Source organism: Bacillus cereus group sp. BfR-BA-01380, assembly GCF_022663535.1.
GTDB lineage: Bacteria > Bacillota > Bacilli > Bacillales > Bacillaceae_G > Bacillus_A > Bacillus_A cereus_BB.
In genome coordinates this window covers 78,497-95,862 of sequence record NZ_JAKUFS010000009.1, presented here as the reverse complement: position 1 = coordinate 95,862, position 17,366 = coordinate 78,497, and the positions used below count along the sequence as shown (strand labels likewise).

Genomic DNA, 17,366 nt, shown 5'->3' with positions numbered 1-17,366 from the left:
AAATATAGCTTTCTATACATGGAAAATAAATGATATAATTTCAATTAAAGTGTAATGTTACACTTTAATTGAAAGGGGAGGATATATTGAAAAGCACTAAGATAATAATTTCTCTCGTGATATATACAAGTTTACTAACTGTATCTATACATACATATACAAAACAACTAGCGCAACCGGTTATAGCAGATGCGGGGCGGTTACTTCCGACAAAAGTTAAGCGAATTGAGAGTGTTGAAGATGAAAAGAAGTTACAACAAATGGTTCGAGATGCAAATACTTCAAATGAAAAACTCTCTATTGCTGGGATGCAGCATACGCAAGGAGGCCATACATATTATCCGAATGCTACTGTTTTAAATATGAAAATTTACAATAAAATATTGGAGTTGAATCCGGAGCAAAAAAGAATAAGAGTGCAGAGCGGTGCAACGTGGAATGATATTCAAAGAGTAATTAATCCATATGGTCTTGCGATTCAAGTTATGCAATCGCAAAATATCTTCACGATTGGTGGTTCTTTAAGTGCAAATGTACACGGGAGAGATATTCGGCATGATGCACTTATAGATACAGTTGATTCATTTCGGTTATTAATGGCAGACGGTAACATTAAAAATGTAAGTAGAAGTGAAAATGCAGAGTTGTTCTCTCTAGTAATAGGTGGATATGGTCTATTCGGGGTTATTCTAGATGTAACATTAAAGTTAACGGAAGATGAACTATATCAAATACGAACTAAAACGTTAGACTATCATGAATATACTTCCTATTTCAAGAAACATGTGGCAGGTGATGAAGGGGTGCGTATGCATTTAGCGCGTATTTCTGTTGCACCAGATTCATTTTTACGGGAGATGTACGTGACAAATTATGTTCTTGCTATGAATCAAGAAGCGCGCGAGGAATATAGTACTTTAAAAGAAGAGACAAATGTTGCTCTGCCAAAGTTTTTTCTTGGGTTATCTAGGTACAGCGACTGGGGAAAAACAATGTTTTGGAATATCCAAAAGAAGTATTTTGAACGTACGGATGGATCTTATGAAACTCGTAATAACGTCATGAGATCAGATAGTGCATTCATGGAATATGAAAATCCGAATTATACTGAAATTTTACAAGAGTACTTTATTCCAGTTGATCACTTTTCTCCTTATATAGATGACTTGAGAAACGTATTAGAACATGAAGAACTAAATCTTCTTAATATTACTATTCGATATGTAACAAAAAATGAAAGTGCGGTTTTATCGTATGCGAAAAAGGATATGTTTGCTCTTGTCCTGCTTATCAATCAAGGACGTTCTGAAGAAGAAATAGAAAAAACAAAAAAAGTGATTCAGAAGATGGTAAACGTTACTTTACAACATGAGAGAAGCTATTATTTGCCGTATTATCATTATCCGGAAAAACAGCAGTTACAAAAAGCTTACTCACGTTCAAATGAGTTTTTTCAAAAAAAGAGGGAATATGACCCGCAAGAACGGTTTGTTAATCTATTTTACAAGGAGTATGGTCAATGACATATACAAGATTTGTAGTTTCACAAAGTCTCATCATGATGGCAGGAAGTATGGTATTTCCTTTTTATGTATTATTACTAAGAAACGTAGGAAACAGCTTTTCACAATTTGGCTGGGCATATGGTTTATTTGCATTAACATCAGCGCTTGCCTATCCTCTAATCGGTAAAGTATCTGATCGGTTTGGTGATAAAAAACTGCTAATCGTATATTCCTGGTCAATGGCTGTTTTAATGCTATGTTTTCCAATCGCTACAGAAGTTTGGCATGTATATATTTTGCAAATTATGATGGGATTGTTAGGAGCTATGCAGAAAAATGCCGAAAAAACATCGCTTGCAAGGAAGGTAGAACGTCAAGAAGCTGGGTATGAAATCGGAAAATATCACGTTTGGACATCTTTAGGAGCAGCAATAGCTATTATTTTAACAGGATATTTAGTGGACTTTTTAACGATTGGAACAATTTTTTATGTTGCTTCTATTCTATATATGATAAGTGGTATCGTACTTTGGCGTACAAACAATGAAACCATATATACCTGATAACATTTGTTTTCGGGTATATATGGTTTGCGCAGGTTTAATTCACATTTAAGTGCTGTAAAAACAACGTAGCTGATACGTAGCGCTTTGCTAATCTTTGTACATAAGCAGTATGAACAGATAACGTTGCAATAACAATTGCATTACGAATTGCTTCGCGTTGTTCCTTGTTTATATGCTCAATTTTAGCTGCCAACTGATCGGCATGTTCTTTAATCGTTTGTTCAATCGTATAAATTGTATTCGGTGTATTGAATTGAATGAAACCCCGTTGATTCAATTTTTCAAATAGAGAAGAGTAAAAAACATATAATTGAATAGGGTTAATTAAATCGTCAGTACGATCTGCAGGGTCATTGACGATAAGCTTTAACAACTTTCGAATGGAGTCAAAATCGAGCGCTGTTTTTAAATCTTCTACAATAAATAATAAGGCCGCTTGTTCAATTGAATATTTTTTTCCTTTTTGCGGAGAACCAATCATTTCTTTTATATCACGTTTCACCCAATTTTGCAGTGCCGTAACAGAAAAGTTAGTGTTTTCAATTTGATTCCCAAGAGCTACAATTTCATTTAAAGAGAATCCAATATCCGTTTCTTCTATTTTAATAAGTTTTTCGAAAATGGGTGCTAGTGCAGTTGTAATAATAGCTGTAAAACTTTGACCGCTCTCAATATCTTCTTTATGTGACTTTGCCCAGGCTTCTTGTAAAATTGCAAGAGGCTTTTTTGTATCCCATCCTCTAAGAGAAAGAAGGAGCATCGCCATTTCGTTTCGTGTGAGATGAAATGTTTCCATCTTTTCACCTCCAATAATATAAAAGTTCTTATGAACTTATATTATGCATTGTTCTATATAAAGTCAATTGTATTTTCATGATTTCCTTTGTAGTTGAAGAAGTTAATAATCATAAGAAATAACTCTTGATTATTCTTAAGAAAGTTCATATAATAGGTTCATAAGAACTTTTTAATTGACTTTAAAAATTATCTATCTTTTTTGTAATGTAAGAGAAGGATAGATATTATATATATTTATAGTAGAAGGGGAATGAATAGTATATGTTAAAAAAAATCGTTACAATATTGACAGCATTTATGTTTATCTTTGCTGCTAGTAGTTTCGTATCAGTAGATAGTGCTTACGCAAAAAGCTACAAATCTGGTAAAAAATCATTTACGCCAAGTTCAGGTCAAACACAAAAATCAAAAGTAGATTTGAATAAAAAAGATTCTAATATAAATGCAAATAAAACAACAGATTCAAAAACAAAAGCAACAAATACAGCACCAAAAAGCAATAAGGGAAGCTTTATGAAAGGTCTTTTACTTGGTGGTCTTGGTGGTTTATTGATGGGAAGTTTATTTGGTCACATGGGAGCTCTTGGCTCTGTATTAGCATTTATGGTGAATATGCTAGTAATGGTTGGTATTATAATGCTAGCGGTTCGTGCATTCAAATATTTTAAAAATCAACGTAAGAAACAGGTGGAAGAAGCTGCATGGAAACGATAAAAATCTCTGAACAAGAGCTGATCAATGCACTTTGTGTATATATTGCACAAAAACGTCAAGTGGCCCCGGAACAAGTCTTGGTGGAATTGATGTACGATGACGATTACGGTTTCTCAGCTGAAGTAGAAGTAAACGGTCGTCAACAAATTTTAATTCAAGCAAATTTAATCGAGGCACTTCGCTTATGGCTTGAAATGGAATATAACATGAATCCATTTGCTGTAAGATTACAGCTTGAGTTACATGATGAAGAAGGTATTATCGCATTTGCGAATTTAAATAAATCATATGAGTAATAGAAAAACAGCTGTTGAGATGTAACAATCTCAGCAGCTGTTTTTCATGTGTGTAAAAGAGTATAAAGATTGCATTGATTAAGGATGCTCTGATAAGGAGCTCTTAAAAGTATGCGGCGTTGCAGTAGCATTTACTGGTGGGACTGCGATGAGTCATGCTGTTACACTTGTACAGGAATGTATGGAAGAATTACATCAACAAAAGTATTAAAAGACCAAAACACCTTCATCATGGGGTTGTTTTATTACTACCTACGGATTGAATGAAATTATCTACTATATGATTAAAACGGTCCGCCTCTTCTAAAAATGGACAATGACAGCTATCCTCAAAAAGGATAAGTTGAGAATTTTTGAGGTGCTTGTGTAAATGTTCGCCTGCTGCAACAGGAATGAGCTTTTCTTCTTTTCCGAAACAAAGTAAAGTGGGGATGGTAATTTGATCTAGGTAGTCTCGATAATCCACAACAGACTGGTCGAACAAAATAGCACTTGCGATAGACTCTGGGATAGTAGTCACTTCTTTTAATATCCACTCAAAATCATCTTTAGAAAGAGGATTTTTGAACATTAATGATATAAATTCTTTTAGGAAGTCAACTCGATTCATTTGTATTTCTCGCATAATATGAATAAGGGCTGGAAGATCAAAAGCTCCAATTGGGAAATCAGCCCATTTAAAATCAGAAGCGAGTTCATCTACGATAACAGAAGCTTTCACGTTATTTTCACCAAATTGTTTTAAATATTCCCAAACAACAAATGCTCCCATAGACCAGCCAACTAATACAACATTCTCAAGAGATAATTTTTCGATAAAAGCATGTAAATCACGAGCATAGTTTGCAATGGTATGCCCAGATTGAACGTGTGAAGAACGGCCATGACTTCGTAAATCCAGTGAAATCGCGCGGTGATTTTCACTAAAATACGGTAGTTGTTTATGAAAAAAGTGGCTGCTCATCCAAACCCCATGTACGAATATAATTGGGGTTCCTTGTCCTTGATCTTCATAATATATATTTACGTCATTATCAAGTTTTATATAAGACATGCAAATAAACCTCCTTTTCACAGAAAAAATAAGTTTATATATTCGAAAATATGCTTTATTGCGACTATGTATTCAAAACTTCTTATAAAATCCAATGCTATCTTTCATATGGGACATTTTTAACATATTTCCAAAAGAATTCTCCTTTCTCAAAGAATGAGAAGGGTAAGAATTGTACCCCAATGAGTAGGGAGGGGATGAATTTTGGTTGGTGTAAGCTAAAGGAATGAAAAAGGAATTTCCTTAAATCAGACAGAATTTATGTAAAGAAGGCTTTTGGTCTCAAAGTTATTGTTTGCTGGCTGTGGTCGGTGCACCATTAGAAATGCTAAAACAATACATCGAAACACAAGGACAAAACGAATGGGAGGTGATGCCAATGTTGTTGAATCAAAAATATGAAATCTTTCCAACAGAAGCACAAAAAGAAATGTTAGACCGTTGGTTACAATATTGTCGTCAAACCTACAATTCTGCCTTGCTAGACAAAGAACGGAAATATAAGCAAAACAAAGAAAATTATGATCGTTATGATATGCAAAGACAACTTACATTGGACAAGAAGACGTATCCTTTTCTAAAGGAAATGTCTTCTCAGCCGCTACAAGAAGTTTTTGTACGTCTGAAAAAAGCGTTTGATCATTTCTTTCGTAAAGATGCAAAATATCCAAAACAGAAAAAGTATAAAGATTACAATAGTATGACGTTTCCGCAATTTGGATTCAAACCAAACGGAAAGCATCGCTATGCCATGTCTTTTTCTGATCACGATAAGTTATACAATAAAAAATTAGGAGAAATAGACATCTTACTTCATAGACCACTCGAAGGAACAATCAAGCAATTGATTCTCAAACGTCAAGGGAAAAGATGGTACGCTATTTTTAGTGTCGAAAGACAAGTGGTACCATCTGATATCGATACCAATTGTGCGATAAGAATTGACGTGGGATTACATAAGTATGCCGTTCTTTCTAATGGTTCAGAGTTTGAAAACCCTAGATTTCTCCGTGAAAAAGAAAAACAATTAAAGAATGCACAGCGAAAACTTTCTAAGAAGAAAAAAGGTTCTGCTAACTTCATAAAACAGGCCGAGCGTGTTCGCAAGCTACATGAAAAAGTAGCGAACCAGCGCAGAGATTTTCTTCATAAACTTAGTTACAATCTAGCGAAAGAGTATTCTGTTATCGTTGTAGAAAATTTGAACATTCGTAACATGGTTAAAAACAGAAAGTTATCGAAGTCTATTTCTGATGCAGGATGGGGAATGTTTCGAAACATGCTTGCTTACAAATGTGAAAATAATAGCGGTATACTGATTAAAGTAGAACCAAAGTATACTTCGCAAGACTGTTCTGTTTGTGGGAATCGTGTGAAGAAGTCCCTCTCTATTCGTACCCACATTTGTACAAAGTGTGGAATGATATTGGATAGAGACTATAATGCGAGCCGGAACATCTTACAAAAAGGATTAGAAGAATTGCTTGCCACAAACTAAAGTCTACAAACTGTAGGGCAAGGTTATGTCCGAACAGTATAATCTACGCCTGTGGAGACTGTGTAAGACGCAATGGGACACCCTACTATGCAACGGTCTATGAAACAGGAAGCCCCTTCTTCAATCCTTCAATCAGACCGTAAGGTGGATAAGGAGGGGTTATTCACACGGAATAGCCTTATACATCGGTACAAAGTCTCTATTTTTCACGTAAATCTAAAAGAAACTTTGATTATTTCTAAAAAAATTCGCCTAAAATATTGTCATATCCTGTTCTTTAAGATATCCTTTTGTAGAGAGGTGAAATCATGGAAAAAGTACTTATTTTCGGGCATAAAAACCCAGATACAGATGCAATTTGTTCTGCAATTGCATATGCAGAGCTAAAGAAAGAATTAGGAATGAATGCTGAGCCTGTTCGTTTAGGCGAAATCAGCGGTGAAACACAATTTGCTTTAAATTATTTTAAAGTAGAAGGACCACGTTTTGTTGAGACAGTAGCAAACGAAGTGGGCCATGTTATTTTAGTTGACCATAACGAGCGTCAACAAAGTGCGAATGATATCGAATCTGTTCGTGTATTAGAAGTAATCGATCACCATCGTATTGCTAACTTTGAAACGAGCGATCCTTTATACTACCGTTGTGAGCCTGTTGGTTGTACAGCTACAATTTTAAATAAAATGTACAAAGAAAACGGCGTTGCAATTCGTAAAGAAGTTGCAGGATTAATGTTATCTGCAATCATTTCCGATTCTTTACTATTTAAATCTCCAACTTGCACAGACCAAGACATAGCAGCAGCTCGTGAATTAGCAGAAATCGCTGGTGTAGATGCTGAAAGCTACGGCTTAGACATGTTAAAAGCAGGTGCAGATTTAAGCGGTAAAACAATGGAACAATTAATTTCCCTTGACGCAAAAGAATTCCAAATGGGCGATGCAAAAGTTGAAATCGCACAAGTAAACGCGGTTGATACAAATGACGTTCTTATACACCAAGCAGAATTAGAAAAAGTAATCTCTGCAGTAGTAGAAGAAAAAGGTTTAGACCTATTCTTATTCGTTGTAACAGACATTTTAACAAACGACTCTGTTGGCCTTGCAATTGGTAAAGCAGCACAAGTTGTTGAGAAAGCATACAACGTAACGTTAGAAAACAATACAGCTACTTTAAAAGGTGTTGTATCTCGTAAAAAACAAATTGTTCCTGTATTAACAGAAACATTCCAAACTCTATAAGAGAAGCTTTGGACGAAAAGGAAAGAACAAGTAGATATATAGTCTACTTGTTCTTTTTTGTTTTTAGGAAGCAGAAAATTTCGGATAGTAAGGTCTGTTATTTTAATGTTTCATATAGGAAAGATGGAAATTGACTAGGGAGAAAAGAAAAACTTGATATTTTTACCTGTGAATGAAAAATGCTATAATTTTATTACTAATTAATATTTAAAAGTAATAATGAAAAAACAAAGCAGATTATATAGGATTGAAAGAGAAAAGAGGTAAAAAGGTAACAATGAAAAGACTATGCATAATTCCATGTGGGAAAAAGAAGATTTGGGATAAGTACCCTAATATGGGGCCGACAGAAGCAAGAGAAGTGTACATTAGTCCATTCGGAAAAGCGTGCCAAGCGTATGCTTCTCAATTTTTTACACACTGGGTTATTTTATCCGCAAAGCATGGATTTTTACTGCCAACCGATATCGTGAAAGAAAACTATGATCTTGCTTTTCATTCGAAAAGTAGTGAGATTATTCATATAGAACAACTAAAAAAACAGATGATGGATAAAGACTTACTAGACTTTGATGAAATTGTTCTGCTTGCAGGCAAAAAGCATAAAAAAGTAGTGACAAAGTTATATCCAGAAGAGAGCATTTCTTATCCATTAGAAGGCTGTAAAGGAATTGGATATATGTTGCAGAGGCTGAAGATGGCAGTTGAAAATCATAACGAGATTCAGTAAAAGTGTACATAAAGGTGTTGTGTATTGTTAGAAATATAGGCTGATAAGGCGAAAAACTAGATGAGGAGATAGTAAAATGTCCTACAAAAATGAAATTGATAAATTACTATGTATGCTCGAGCGGTTAGAAACTCATGAGGTAGAAATATTAGATATTACAGAAGAAATGATGCCTGTTTATATATTTTCTAGAGATGAGTTTGAAGAAGGACAATTAGGTTATAGTGTAGGATTAGAGAATGAATCTCTTATTGGAAACGAAAAAGGGGATTGGAAAGAAAGCTGGTTTGTTATCGGATACGAGGAGTTAATGGGTGATCCATTTTTTGTTGATGTAAAAGATGTTAATTTCCCAGTGTATACAGCTGAACATGGAATGGGGGAGTGGGAGCCGCTTTTACATAGTAATTCACTAGAAGAATTTTTAGCTGAATTAACATATCGAGAGGAAGATTAATAATTATATAAATCCATTTTAATGTTCCAACACATATATCACTGCTATACAAAACACAATATGCCCTGCACTTGCTTGCTCCTTTTGTTTAAAACATGGTACGTGGCAGAAAAAAGGCCCTGACCGCTTCTATGCACGGCCAGTCGCTCACGCCCTCCCATAAGAAGGAGAACGGTTTTATGTTTTGTATATATATAAATGTTAGTAATAGTTTATCACTTGCTCCATAAGATTTCTGATCTCTTTCACTGGTGGTTTTTTATCGTATATATCAATATGTGAAGAGTAATAATTTAAATTTCTAACAAGTCCTTTTCCGATTTTTTCTTTTAGGAAAGGAAATACTTGTCCAGTATAGTCTTCAAGAGATTTACAATAATATTTTTCATCTAAATAAATGCTATATTTACATGTTAGCTCTACTAGTGGGTTACCTTCAGAATCATATACATCTTTAGAGTCAAAAATGTCTATTAGTGCAAATCTATCATTAAGATAAACTTTTTTCTTCTTTTCAAGCTTATTAGAAAGAATAAAAGCGATACCTATTGCGTTAATCAATATGTTTCCTCCTATAAATATAAAGTGAAACTTCTATCAGTGGGTGGGCTTCATCCCCCACTGATGGTTAGCCCGCCCAATCGGGCTTTTATGGGTAGCACATCTCCCAATTAATTTCTTTGTCTTTGCTGAATTTTGAGGTGAGGATCTTACTGCCTATTAATTCGGTATAAAAAAGATACTAATAAAATATATCGATATACGTTAAATGTAAAGGGATAAGGTGGATTTAGAGAAGAATCTGTTCATTATGTTGGAGAAGCAAATCGTATATATATGTACTTTCTTTTCAAAATTTATGATTATTACTTAGATAACAATGGAAATAATCATATTAAATAGAAAATGATTATTTTGATATTAGTCATTTTTTTGTTAATATTATTGTTAAAAGTGGTTTTCTCTAGCTTTACATGAGTTGTTAATAATTATTCGTAAGCATGCGATAGTACAATGACTTTTGAGTAATGGTATAATACTAATAGATGAAAGACTAAGAAAAGCAGGTGAATCTTTTTTGTTTACAAAAGCAAAAGAACTTTTAGCATCCTATTTTGGCTACTCGTCATTCCGTAGAGGGCAGGATGAAACAATTAAAAATATATTGGATGGAAAAGATACCGTTTGCATTATGCCAACAGGCGGTGGGAAGTCTTTATGCTATCAAATTCCAGCATTAGTGTTAGAGGGAACAACATTAGTTATTTCTCCACTTATTTCTCTGATGAAAGATCAAGTTGATACCTTAACCCAAAATGGTATTCCAGCTACATATATTAACAGTTCTATTTCAATTACAGAAGCAAATCAGCGCATTCAGTTAGCGAAACAAGGGCATTATAAATTGTTATATATTGCGCCGGAGCGTCTTGATTCGATTGATTTTATTGATCAACTTATTGATATGAAAATTCCGTTGATTGCAATTGATGAAGCACACTGTATTTCGCAATGGGGGCATGATTTTCGTCCGAGTTATTTACATATTCATCGTGTACTTGATTATCTTCCATTTCAGCCAATCGTACTTGCATTGACAGCAACAGCAACGCCGCAAGTACGACAAGATATTTGTGACACTTTAGGAATTGCAGAACAGAATACAATAATGACGACATTTGAACGAGAAAATTTATCGTTTTCTGTAGTGAAGGGACAGGACCGCGATGCCTATTTATCAGGTTATATTCGTCAAAATAAAAAAGAAGCGGGAATTATTTATGCAGCGACGCGCAAAGTTGTTGATCAACTGTATGAAAAATTAAATAAAGAAGACGTTTCTGTCGCACGTTATCATGCTGGTATGAATGATAACGACCGAAATGAACAGCAAGAACGTTTTTTACGAGACGAAGTAAATGTAATGATTGCGACATCTGCATTTGGTATGGGAATCGACAAATCAAACATTCGGTATGTGGTGCATTATCAGCTTCCAAAAAACATGGAAAGTTACTATCAAGAAGCAGGACGTGCTGGGCGTGACGGATTAGATAGTGAATGTATCTTGTTATATTCACCGCAAGATATACAAGTACAACGCTATTTAATCGATCAATCAACTGGAGCATCGCGATTTTCTAATGAACTAGAAAAATTGCAACATATGACGGATTATTGCCATACTGAGAATTGCTTACAATCATTCATTCTACAATATTTTGGTGAAGAGCCAAAACAAGATTGTGGCCGATGCGGCAATTGTACAGACGATCGAAATAGTGTCAACGTTACAAAAGAAGCACAAATGGTGCTGTCATGCATGATTCGAACAAATCAACGGTTCGGAAAACAAATGATCGCCCAAGTATTATCAGGATCAAAAAATAAAAAGGTGATGGAATTTAATTTTCACACGTTACCAACGTACGGATTGCTTTCAAATCAGAGTGTTAAAGAAATAAGTGAGTTCATTGAGTTTTTAATTTCAGAAGAACTTATTGCAGTTGAACATGGCACATATCCGACATTAAAAGTAACAGCAAAAGGAAAAGATGTTTTACTTGGGAACCAACTAATTTTTCGGAAAGAAAGAGTAGAAACAAAACAAATAGTGAAAGATCATCCACTATTCGAAGAGTTACGTCATGTGCGTAAAGAAATTGCCCAAGGAGAAGGGGTACCACCATTTGTTATTTTCTCTGATCAAACATTGCAAGATATGTGTGCAAAACTACCGAAAACACGAGAGGAAATGCTAGGAGTAAAAGGAATTGGGGAACATAAACTTGATAAATATGGTAATATATTTTTACAAGTTGTTACAAATTTCCTCGAACAGCATCCCGATATAGAAACGATGATAACGACCGAAACTATAACAGAACGAAAGCAGTCAAAAAAGGTAATGAAAAATTCTCATCATGCTACATATGAGATGTATAAACAAGGGAAAGAACTTTCTCAAATTGCCGCTGCGCGAGAATTGTCTTTGCAAACTGTAGAAAATCATTTAATTCGTTGTTTTGAAGAAGGAATGGAAGTAGATTGGCCAAACTTTGTTCCGAAAGAATATGAATCTATGATTGCAAACGCAATAGACCAAGCTGAGGGTGGATTGAAAGCTATAAAAGAACAACTTCCTGATTATATAAGTTACTTTATGATTCGTGTTTATTTACAAATGAAGAAATAGTAACTTGTATGAAGGCATTTCACTTTAAATGATAGGAATGATTTGTATAAAATATAAACAATCTTTATTACATGTCACTTCTAATGTATCTAGATTTTTCATATATTAAGGAATGAGAGAGGTTTGAAAGGGGAATAAGGTATGAATAACCTTGTATTTAAACAATTTGGTATGACAAGAAGTTATTTTATTAAAAACGTAGAATCACTTTCGAAGGAAATAGTAAATGTGCAGCCAAATGGTTTTAACAACACGATCCATTGGCATATCGGCCATGTATTAACGGTTGCTGAACAGTTTATGCTGGGCTTTCCACATAAAACGACCCATCTTCCTGCAAACTATATCGAATTATTTGGAAACGGTACAAAGCCGGCTGATTGGAAAGGTGATGTACCTACCGTAGAAAAACTCATAATAGAGTTGAAAGATCAGTTAGTTCGTCTTCAACAAATTCCTGCTGAACGGTTAAATGAAAAGCTGGAAAAACCATTTATGGTGCTTGAAACCTTTGGAGAATTAGCAGGTCTTACGTTAATGCATGAAGCAAATCACTTAGGACAAATTCAAGCGATGAAGCGCATCATTGAACATACAGGAGTAAAGAATTAGTACGAAAAATAATTTAGTGACTTTCAAAAGGAGCTATTCTCAGAGAGATAGCTCCTTAATAATTCAGGATTCTCGATTTCTTATACAGTCTTTGATGCGGACAATCAACTGATTGGTACATACAATGCTAATTCACCTTATGGACGCGTATTCAAAGCACAAAAAGACGGTAATATTTCTGTACAATTTCAAGCAGGAGTGAACTCTTCATTTACGAAGAAAATGAATTTTACAACTAAATTCGCGCTTTCTAAATGTAATTAATGATAAGAAATTGTTTATGTTATATAAACAATGAAATAAAAAAAGGCGTATCCTGGTTATAGAATACGCCTTTTAATTATTCTTTTTTTGATAAGGTGATCCTTTAATAATCAGAAAATATTTAGCGATCCAATTATATTATATAAAGGTCACATATTATCACGATCATTTTTCTGGATTTTCAAAATTAACGTTATCTTTTCTGATTTCTATCTGATTTCCACTTCTTGTAAAAATAAACTAATTGAAAAAGTAATATAACAACAGAAACGATTAGTAAAAAATTAGATAACTCTGATTCTATAGAATATAGCATAAATAAAGCTACAACCACTAAAGGAATTGACCAAATAGTATTATAAAAGTGCTTTTTGTAAATTGAATTATCATACGCATTATTAGCCATAAAAGAATCACCTCAATATTTTTAAATTATGAGTAAATTCATTTTAGGATTCCCGTTCGGTCAGATGCGGTAGGTATTTACTACCTATCAAGCATCTGAAAAGGTTATAATATACTTGTAGTCCAACAGCCTATGCACAGGTGCTTCTTATCATGATTCGTGCAGGGATTATCATGGTACAGGCTAAATAGTTGGGTAGCTACATTCTATTTGTTCTTTGACAAACTGAATATATGAGGTTGTGGTAGGAAGTGGTCTACCATGTAAAATATTCAGCCTGTGAGAATCTCAAGTATCTGGAAGTCTTGTGACAACCAGTAGTGGTGTTGGGTACGCCCATGATGTACCGACTTTTGTTGGGAATCCGAAGCTCTCCATTTTAATGGAGATGTAGTTCACAGATTTATACTTTTTCTTATTATAAAATTGTGTGGTGTATACCTAGTATGGAGAAAACATTAAATTCCTAACTAAATGATGCTATATATTCTTATAAAAATTACCTAAAATTAAACGCAAATACAAAAAATAGGAATTTATATAGATATATTATCATGTAATCCTTCCTTATGTCTAAAACTTTTAGGTATTCAAATATCTCGAATAATTAGATTTGATTTATTATGACAGGAATTGTCCATATAATGATCGAAGTGTTGGATAATGTGGATTTTGTTTTATTAGTTTGATATCGATAGGGTCATGCCGACCAAAGGTGAATATTATACACTAATCTGATTTTTTGAATAAAAAACCTGTTTTTCTACGCTAAGCAGAAGAATTAGGTTTTTTTTATTACCTGAGGTCCTGCCGATCGAATGACATAAAACCTACGTTCATACATTTTATGGAAAATTAAAGTTAATTTTTATTATGCTAAAGGAACGCCATCCCATAATGATCAAGTTTATAGGAAGGTATTCAAGCTAATATTTCGAGGCATTTCCATAACGAAAATTTTGTTTTCATTTTGATAGAGGAATGCTTACTTTTACCGTTTAAGGGGTTATCTATTTTTTTAGTTGATGGGCATGTAAGGTGACCATTAAAAGAACAATTTCCTTCATCAGCATGGATTAAAGAGTTAATATGAACTTTTTTAGAAAATTCCCTCTAAGCACTTGACTTATAGGTTTCATTTTTAATAAAATTAATCTTCGACTGAAAATTTCAACGAATGGGAGGGAATTACGAAAATGAAAGACATTTATGAACTAGAGTTAGAGAAATTAAATCACACGCTGTCGCAAATTAATCACCAATTGAATAAGCTAGAGAAAATTCCAGTTTATCATGGAGAAAATTTTACAGAACAAGTGCTTGAAACGATGCGAGAATCTAGTCGTCAAAGACTTCGCATTGCCAGTGAAGAACCTTATTTTGGACGATTAGATTTTCAAGAAGAGGGACACGTGCAGCCAGCACCTGTTTATATTGGTAAAGTTGGTGCTTCTGATGAAGAAACGCAGCAACCGATCGTTGTTGATTGGCGGGCACCTGTTGCCAGTATGTTTTATTCATTTACAGGAGGAGAAGATGCAGCTTTTTATGATTCTCCAGAAGGAATCGTTGAAGGAATTGTTTACTTAAAACGTAATATTGCTGTTAGGAAACAAACACTCGAACGTGTTGTGGATACATATGTAAGGGGAAGTGAGGATCTGTCACTAGCAGATGATTTTCTTCTCTATCGCTTAGGGGAAAATAAAGATAATAAATTAAAAGATATTGTTTCAACGATTCAAGCAGAACAAAATGATATTATCCGTGCTGAAAAAAATGTTCCTCTTATTATTCAAGGTGTTGCAGGTAGTGGAAAAACAACGATTGCTTTGCATCGTCTTGCTTTTTTAATTTATCAATATCATGAGCAGCTCAAGGCTGAGAAAATGATTGTTTTTGCACCTAACAGTATATTTCTCGATTATATTTCCAGTGTCTTGCCAGAACTTGGTGTTGGCAATATTCATCAAACTACGTTTCAAGACTGGGCATTACATACTTTAGAAAATAGTGTTTTTGTAAAGGATACTGATAAACAACTACAACAAGCATTCTCCATTCATAAAAACAAGCATGAGATTATGGCTGGTAAATTAAAAGGATCAATCGAGTTTCAACTCTTTATTAAGCAAAGTCTGTCTTGCTATGAGAAAAGTATAGTGCCAACGAAAGATTTTGAGCCTTGGGATGGTTCAATATTACAAGGAAAGTTAATTCAGCAATGGTTTGAAGCAGAATATAAACACTATCCAGTTGGAAAGCGAAGAGAGCGAATTGTCGCTCGCATGAAGCGTTGGATTGAGATGGAACTCAAAATGATTTCAGACACGAATAAAAAGAAACAACTTAAAAAACAAGCAACGCAAAAACTGAACAGTTATTTGAAATGTTGGCCGAAGATGACTGCATTATCCTTTTACAATATGCTGATGAAACAAGATGATATTGTAAGTGCATTGCCAGCTGAACTGGTACAAGAAACAGCAAAAAACTATCGAAAAAAAGAAGTGGCACTAGAAGATTTGGCACCGCTCATTTATATTCATCACTATCTAGAGGGAATAAAACTTGGACAAAAATTTCATCATGTCGTAATTGATGAAGCACAAGATTTCTCACCATTTCAACTTTCTATTTTAAAAGAAATAACACTTGGTAATTCTTTTACTATTTTAGGTGATTTATCACAAGCTATTCATGAGTATCAAGGCATTGACGATTGGAAGCAGTTTCAAGATGTATTTGATCACAATGCACAGTACTATGAATTAACAAGAAGTTATCGCTCAACAAAAGAGATTATTTATTTTGCGAATGAAGTGATTCAATCAGCAAATATTCCAGTAGGGCTTGCTAATCCTGTGTTTCGCAGTGGTGAAAGTGTAAAAGTCGTCTCAACAAAAGATCAATTGCAATCTATTTTATCTACTGTAAGGACTATGCAAGAACAAAATGTAAAAACGATTGCTGTTATCGGACGAACAGAGGAAGAATGCCGTGAGATATATGGAAAACTCACAGAAGCTGGTATTTCTACAAATATAATAGAAGCGAATCAAAGCAAATATGAAGGCGGTATTTCAGTTGTACCTGTTTATTTAGCAAAAGGATTAGAATTTGACGCAGTGCTGCTTATGGATGTAGATGCAACTCACTATAAACAAACAAAGCAAGATGCCAAATTGTTATATGTCGGGTGTACTCGCTCCCTACATGATTTATGGATTTTTTATTCAGGGACATGTTCACCTTTAATTGAACAAATTCCAAAAGAGTTGTACGAAGAAAGGATAGATGATTAATTAAGAAGGAAACAAATTTAGAAGCTATAACTCTAAAAGTATGTTATGTGCAATGTTACTTTTAGAGTTATGGCTATATAAATGTAAATTAAAAAGCCGACATGAAAACCTGCTTTCTTTTTAGGTGGGCGAGAGCATCTGGCCATGCAATAGAAGAGCGGTCAGGTCCTTTTTCTGCCACGTGAAAGGTTTAAAACAAAGGGAGAAAGCAAGTAGCGGTCATGTTGTATGCGACTTATATGTCAAAAAATTTAAATGGTATATAGTTAATCTTCAGTTGGCCTTGGTCCAGCGTCCATCCCTGATGTCTCTACTGTTAAAATTGGACGAACTGTCATATCTGTATTTACGTATACTTGACATGATAGACGCAAGTGATCCTCTACACCTTTTTCTGCAAATACAGATTTTTCAATCTTACCAGGTTCACAAAAATCACCTTCTAAAATTTCCACACGGCAAGTTGTACATTTTACTTTCCCGCCGCAGCGATGAAGAATGTTCACGCCATTATCTTCTAGCGCCAACACTAATTTTGTTCCTGTTTCCACTTCAAAAGTTCCTTTTCCTGGAACGGTTATTTTTGGCATTTTATACTCTCCTTATATAAAATATGAATAAGATAATTATCACCTTACCCTATAAAAGGTAAACATAAGAACGACAATATTTCTTGGATGAAAAACTTATTATAAAAAATTCATAACACCCGTAACTTTTTTCT

The 17,366-nt window shown here is 34.2% G+C and carries 15 protein-coding genes and 2 pseudogenes; 13 read left to right on the top strand and 4 right to left on the bottom strand.

All coding sequences use genetic code 11. The features are described from left to right. Positions 1-86: 86 nt before the first annotated feature. Positions 87-1,523, top strand: a complete 1,437-nt coding sequence (locus tag MR076_RS10950) for an FAD-binding oxidoreductase (protein ID WP_242220503.1) — start codon at positions 87-89, stop codon at positions 1,521-1,523. Further along, complete coding sequence (locus MR076_RS10945) at positions 1,520-2,068, top strand: MFS transporter (protein ID WP_242220502.1); 549 nt, start codon at positions 1,520-1,522, stop codon at positions 2,066-2,068. The genes MR076_RS10950 and MR076_RS10945 overlap by 4 nt, the downstream gene beginning before the upstream one ends. Positions 2,069-2,105: 37 nt before the next feature. Here MR076_RS10945 and MR076_RS10940 read toward each other — a convergent pair whose 3' ends face one another. Then, on the bottom strand, positions 2,106-2,867 hold the full coding sequence (locus MR076_RS10940) for a DUF1836 domain-containing protein (RefSeq protein WP_242220501.1): 762 nt from the start codon (positions 2,865-2,867) through the stop codon (positions 2,106-2,108). A 263-nt stretch (positions 2,868-3,130) separates the two neighbouring features. Here MR076_RS10940 and MR076_RS10935 point away from each other — a divergent pair, with 263 nt between their 5' ends. The 3 genes and pseudogenes from MR076_RS10935 to MR076_RS10925 all read left to right on the top strand — a co-directional run. Continuing rightward, the gene (locus tag MR076_RS10935) at positions 3,131-3,583 is read left to right on the top strand and encodes a hypothetical protein (RefSeq protein ID WP_242220500.1); all 453 of its coding nucleotides are present in this window, start codon (positions 3,131-3,133) and stop codon (positions 3,581-3,583) included. Next, complete coding sequence (locus MR076_RS10930) at positions 3,571-3,879, top strand: YxcD family protein (protein WP_242220499.1); 309 nt, start codon at positions 3,571-3,573, stop codon at positions 3,877-3,879. The genes MR076_RS10935 and MR076_RS10930 overlap by 13 nt, the downstream gene beginning before the upstream one ends. An 82-nt stretch (positions 3,880-3,961) precedes the next feature. Beyond that, a pseudogene (locus MR076_RS10925) lies at positions 3,962-4,090 on the top strand (carboxymuconolactone decarboxylase family protein); the annotation flags it as partial. Positions 4,091-4,108: 18 nt separating this feature from the next. Here MR076_RS10925 and MR076_RS10920 read toward each other — a convergent pair. Continuing rightward, a complete protein-coding gene (locus tag MR076_RS10920) occupies positions 4,109-4,933 on the bottom strand; it encodes an alpha/beta fold hydrolase (RefSeq protein WP_242220498.1) in 825 nt (274 codons plus the stop codon). Positions 4,934-5,306: 373 nt separating this feature from the next. On the opposite strand from MR076_RS10920, the gene MR076_RS10915 reads away from it, so the two are divergent. The 4 genes from MR076_RS10915 (at position 5,307) to MR076_RS10900 (ending at position 8,859) form a co-directional block, all read left to right on the top strand. Beyond that, entirely contained in the window at positions 5,307-6,431 is a 1,125-nt protein-coding gene (locus tag MR076_RS10915) for an RNA-guided endonuclease InsQ/TnpB family protein (RefSeq protein WP_242220619.1), read from the top strand. 308 nt (positions 6,432-6,739) lie between these two features. Next, positions 6,740-7,672, top strand: coding sequence for a manganese-dependent inorganic pyrophosphatase (ppaC, locus tag MR076_RS10910; protein ID WP_242220497.1), 933 nt, complete (start codon positions 6,740-6,742; stop codon positions 7,670-7,672). Between the two features lie 277 nt (positions 7,673-7,949). Then, positions 7,950-8,402, top strand: a complete 453-nt coding sequence (locus tag MR076_RS10905; RefSeq protein ID WP_242220496.1) for a DUF6884 domain-containing protein — start codon at positions 7,950-7,952, stop codon at positions 8,400-8,402. A gap of 76 nt (positions 8,403-8,478) precedes the next feature. Beyond that, positions 8,479-8,859 (top strand): hypothetical protein, encoded by a 381-nt coding sequence (locus MR076_RS10900; protein ID WP_242220495.1) that lies wholly within the window; start codon positions 8,479-8,481, stop codon positions 8,857-8,859. Positions 8,860-9,060: 201 nt separating this feature from the next. On the opposite strand, the gene MR076_RS10895 is transcribed toward MR076_RS10900, so the two are convergent. Continuing rightward, complete coding sequence (locus tag MR076_RS10895; protein WP_242220494.1) at positions 9,061-9,420, bottom strand: cytoplasmic protein; 360 nt, start codon at positions 9,418-9,420, stop codon at positions 9,061-9,063. Positions 9,421-9,937: 517 nt separating this feature from the next. On the opposite strand from MR076_RS10895, the gene recQ reads away from it, so the two are divergent. From recQ to MR076_RS10875, 4 genes and pseudogenes are all read left to right on the top strand, one after another. Beyond that, positions 9,938-12,055 carry a DNA helicase RecQ gene (gene recQ / locus MR076_RS10890; protein ID WP_242220493.1) on the top strand — a complete coding sequence of 706 codons (2,118 nt, stop codon included), beginning with the start codon at positions 9,938-9,940 and terminating at the stop codon, positions 12,053-12,055. A gap of 141 nt (positions 12,056-12,196) precedes the next feature. Then, positions 12,197-12,667 (top strand): DinB family protein, encoded by a 471-nt coding sequence (locus tag MR076_RS10885; RefSeq protein ID WP_242220492.1) that lies wholly within the window; start codon positions 12,197-12,199, stop codon positions 12,665-12,667. Between the two features lie 54 nt (positions 12,668-12,721). Then, positions 12,722-12,931: pseudogene (locus MR076_RS10880) on the top strand (hypothetical protein); the annotation flags it as partial. Positions 12,932-14,533: 1,602 nt separating this feature from the next. Further along, entirely contained in the window at positions 14,534-16,642 is a 2,109-nt protein-coding gene (locus MR076_RS10875; protein ID WP_242220491.1) for a HelD family protein, read from the top strand. Between the two features lie 266 nt (positions 16,643-16,908). Here the strand turns inward: MR076_RS10875 and MR076_RS10870 are convergent, their stop codons facing one another. Continuing rightward, positions 16,909-17,232: a 2Fe-2S iron-sulfur cluster-binding protein gene (locus MR076_RS10870; RefSeq protein ID WP_242220490.1), complete on the bottom strand. Its 324-nt coding sequence runs from the start codon at positions 17,230-17,232 to the stop codon at positions 16,909-16,911. Positions 17,233-17,366 lie beyond the last annotated feature (134 nt).

Coding starts and splice junctions, on each gene's coding strand:
- MR076_RS10940 (WP_242220501.1), bottom strand. CDS start 2,867: ATGGAAACATTTCATCTCACACGAAACGAAATGGCGATGCTCCTTCTT.
- MR076_RS10930 (WP_242220499.1), top strand. CDS start 3,571: ATGGAAACGATAAAAATCTCTGAACAAGAGCTGATCAATGCACTTTGT.
- ppaC (WP_242220497.1), top strand. CDS start 6,740: ATGGAAAAAGTACTTATTTTCGGGCATAAAAACCCAGATACAGATGCA.
- MR076_RS10900 (WP_242220495.1), top strand. CDS start 8,479: ATGTCCTACAAAAATGAAATTGATAAATTACTATGTATGCTCGAGCGG.
- MR076_RS10935 (WP_242220500.1), top strand. CDS start 3,131: ATGTTAAAAAAAATCGTTACAATATTGACAGCATTTATGTTTATCTTT.
- MR076_RS10875 (WP_242220491.1), top strand. CDS start 14,534: ATGAAAGACATTTATGAACTAGAGTTAGAGAAATTAAATCACACGCTG.
- MR076_RS10870 (WP_242220490.1), bottom strand. CDS start 17,232: ATGCCAAAAATAACCGTTCCAGGAAAAGGAACTTTTGAAGTGGAAACA.
- MR076_RS10920 (WP_242220498.1), bottom strand. CDS start 4,933: ATGTCTTATATAAAACTTGATAATGACGTAAATATATATTATGAAGAT.
- MR076_RS10945 (WP_242220502.1), top strand. CDS start 1,520: ATGACATATACAAGATTTGTAGTTTCACAAAGTCTCATCATGATGGCA.
- MR076_RS10885 (WP_242220492.1), top strand. CDS start 12,197: ATGAATAACCTTGTATTTAAACAATTTGGTATGACAAGAAGTTATTTT.
- MR076_RS10915 (WP_242220619.1), top strand. CDS start 5,307: ATGCCAATGTTGTTGAATCAAAAATATGAAATCTTTCCAACAGAAGCA.
- MR076_RS10905 (WP_242220496.1), top strand. CDS start 7,950: ATGAAAAGACTATGCATAATTCCATGTGGGAAAAAGAAGATTTGGGAT.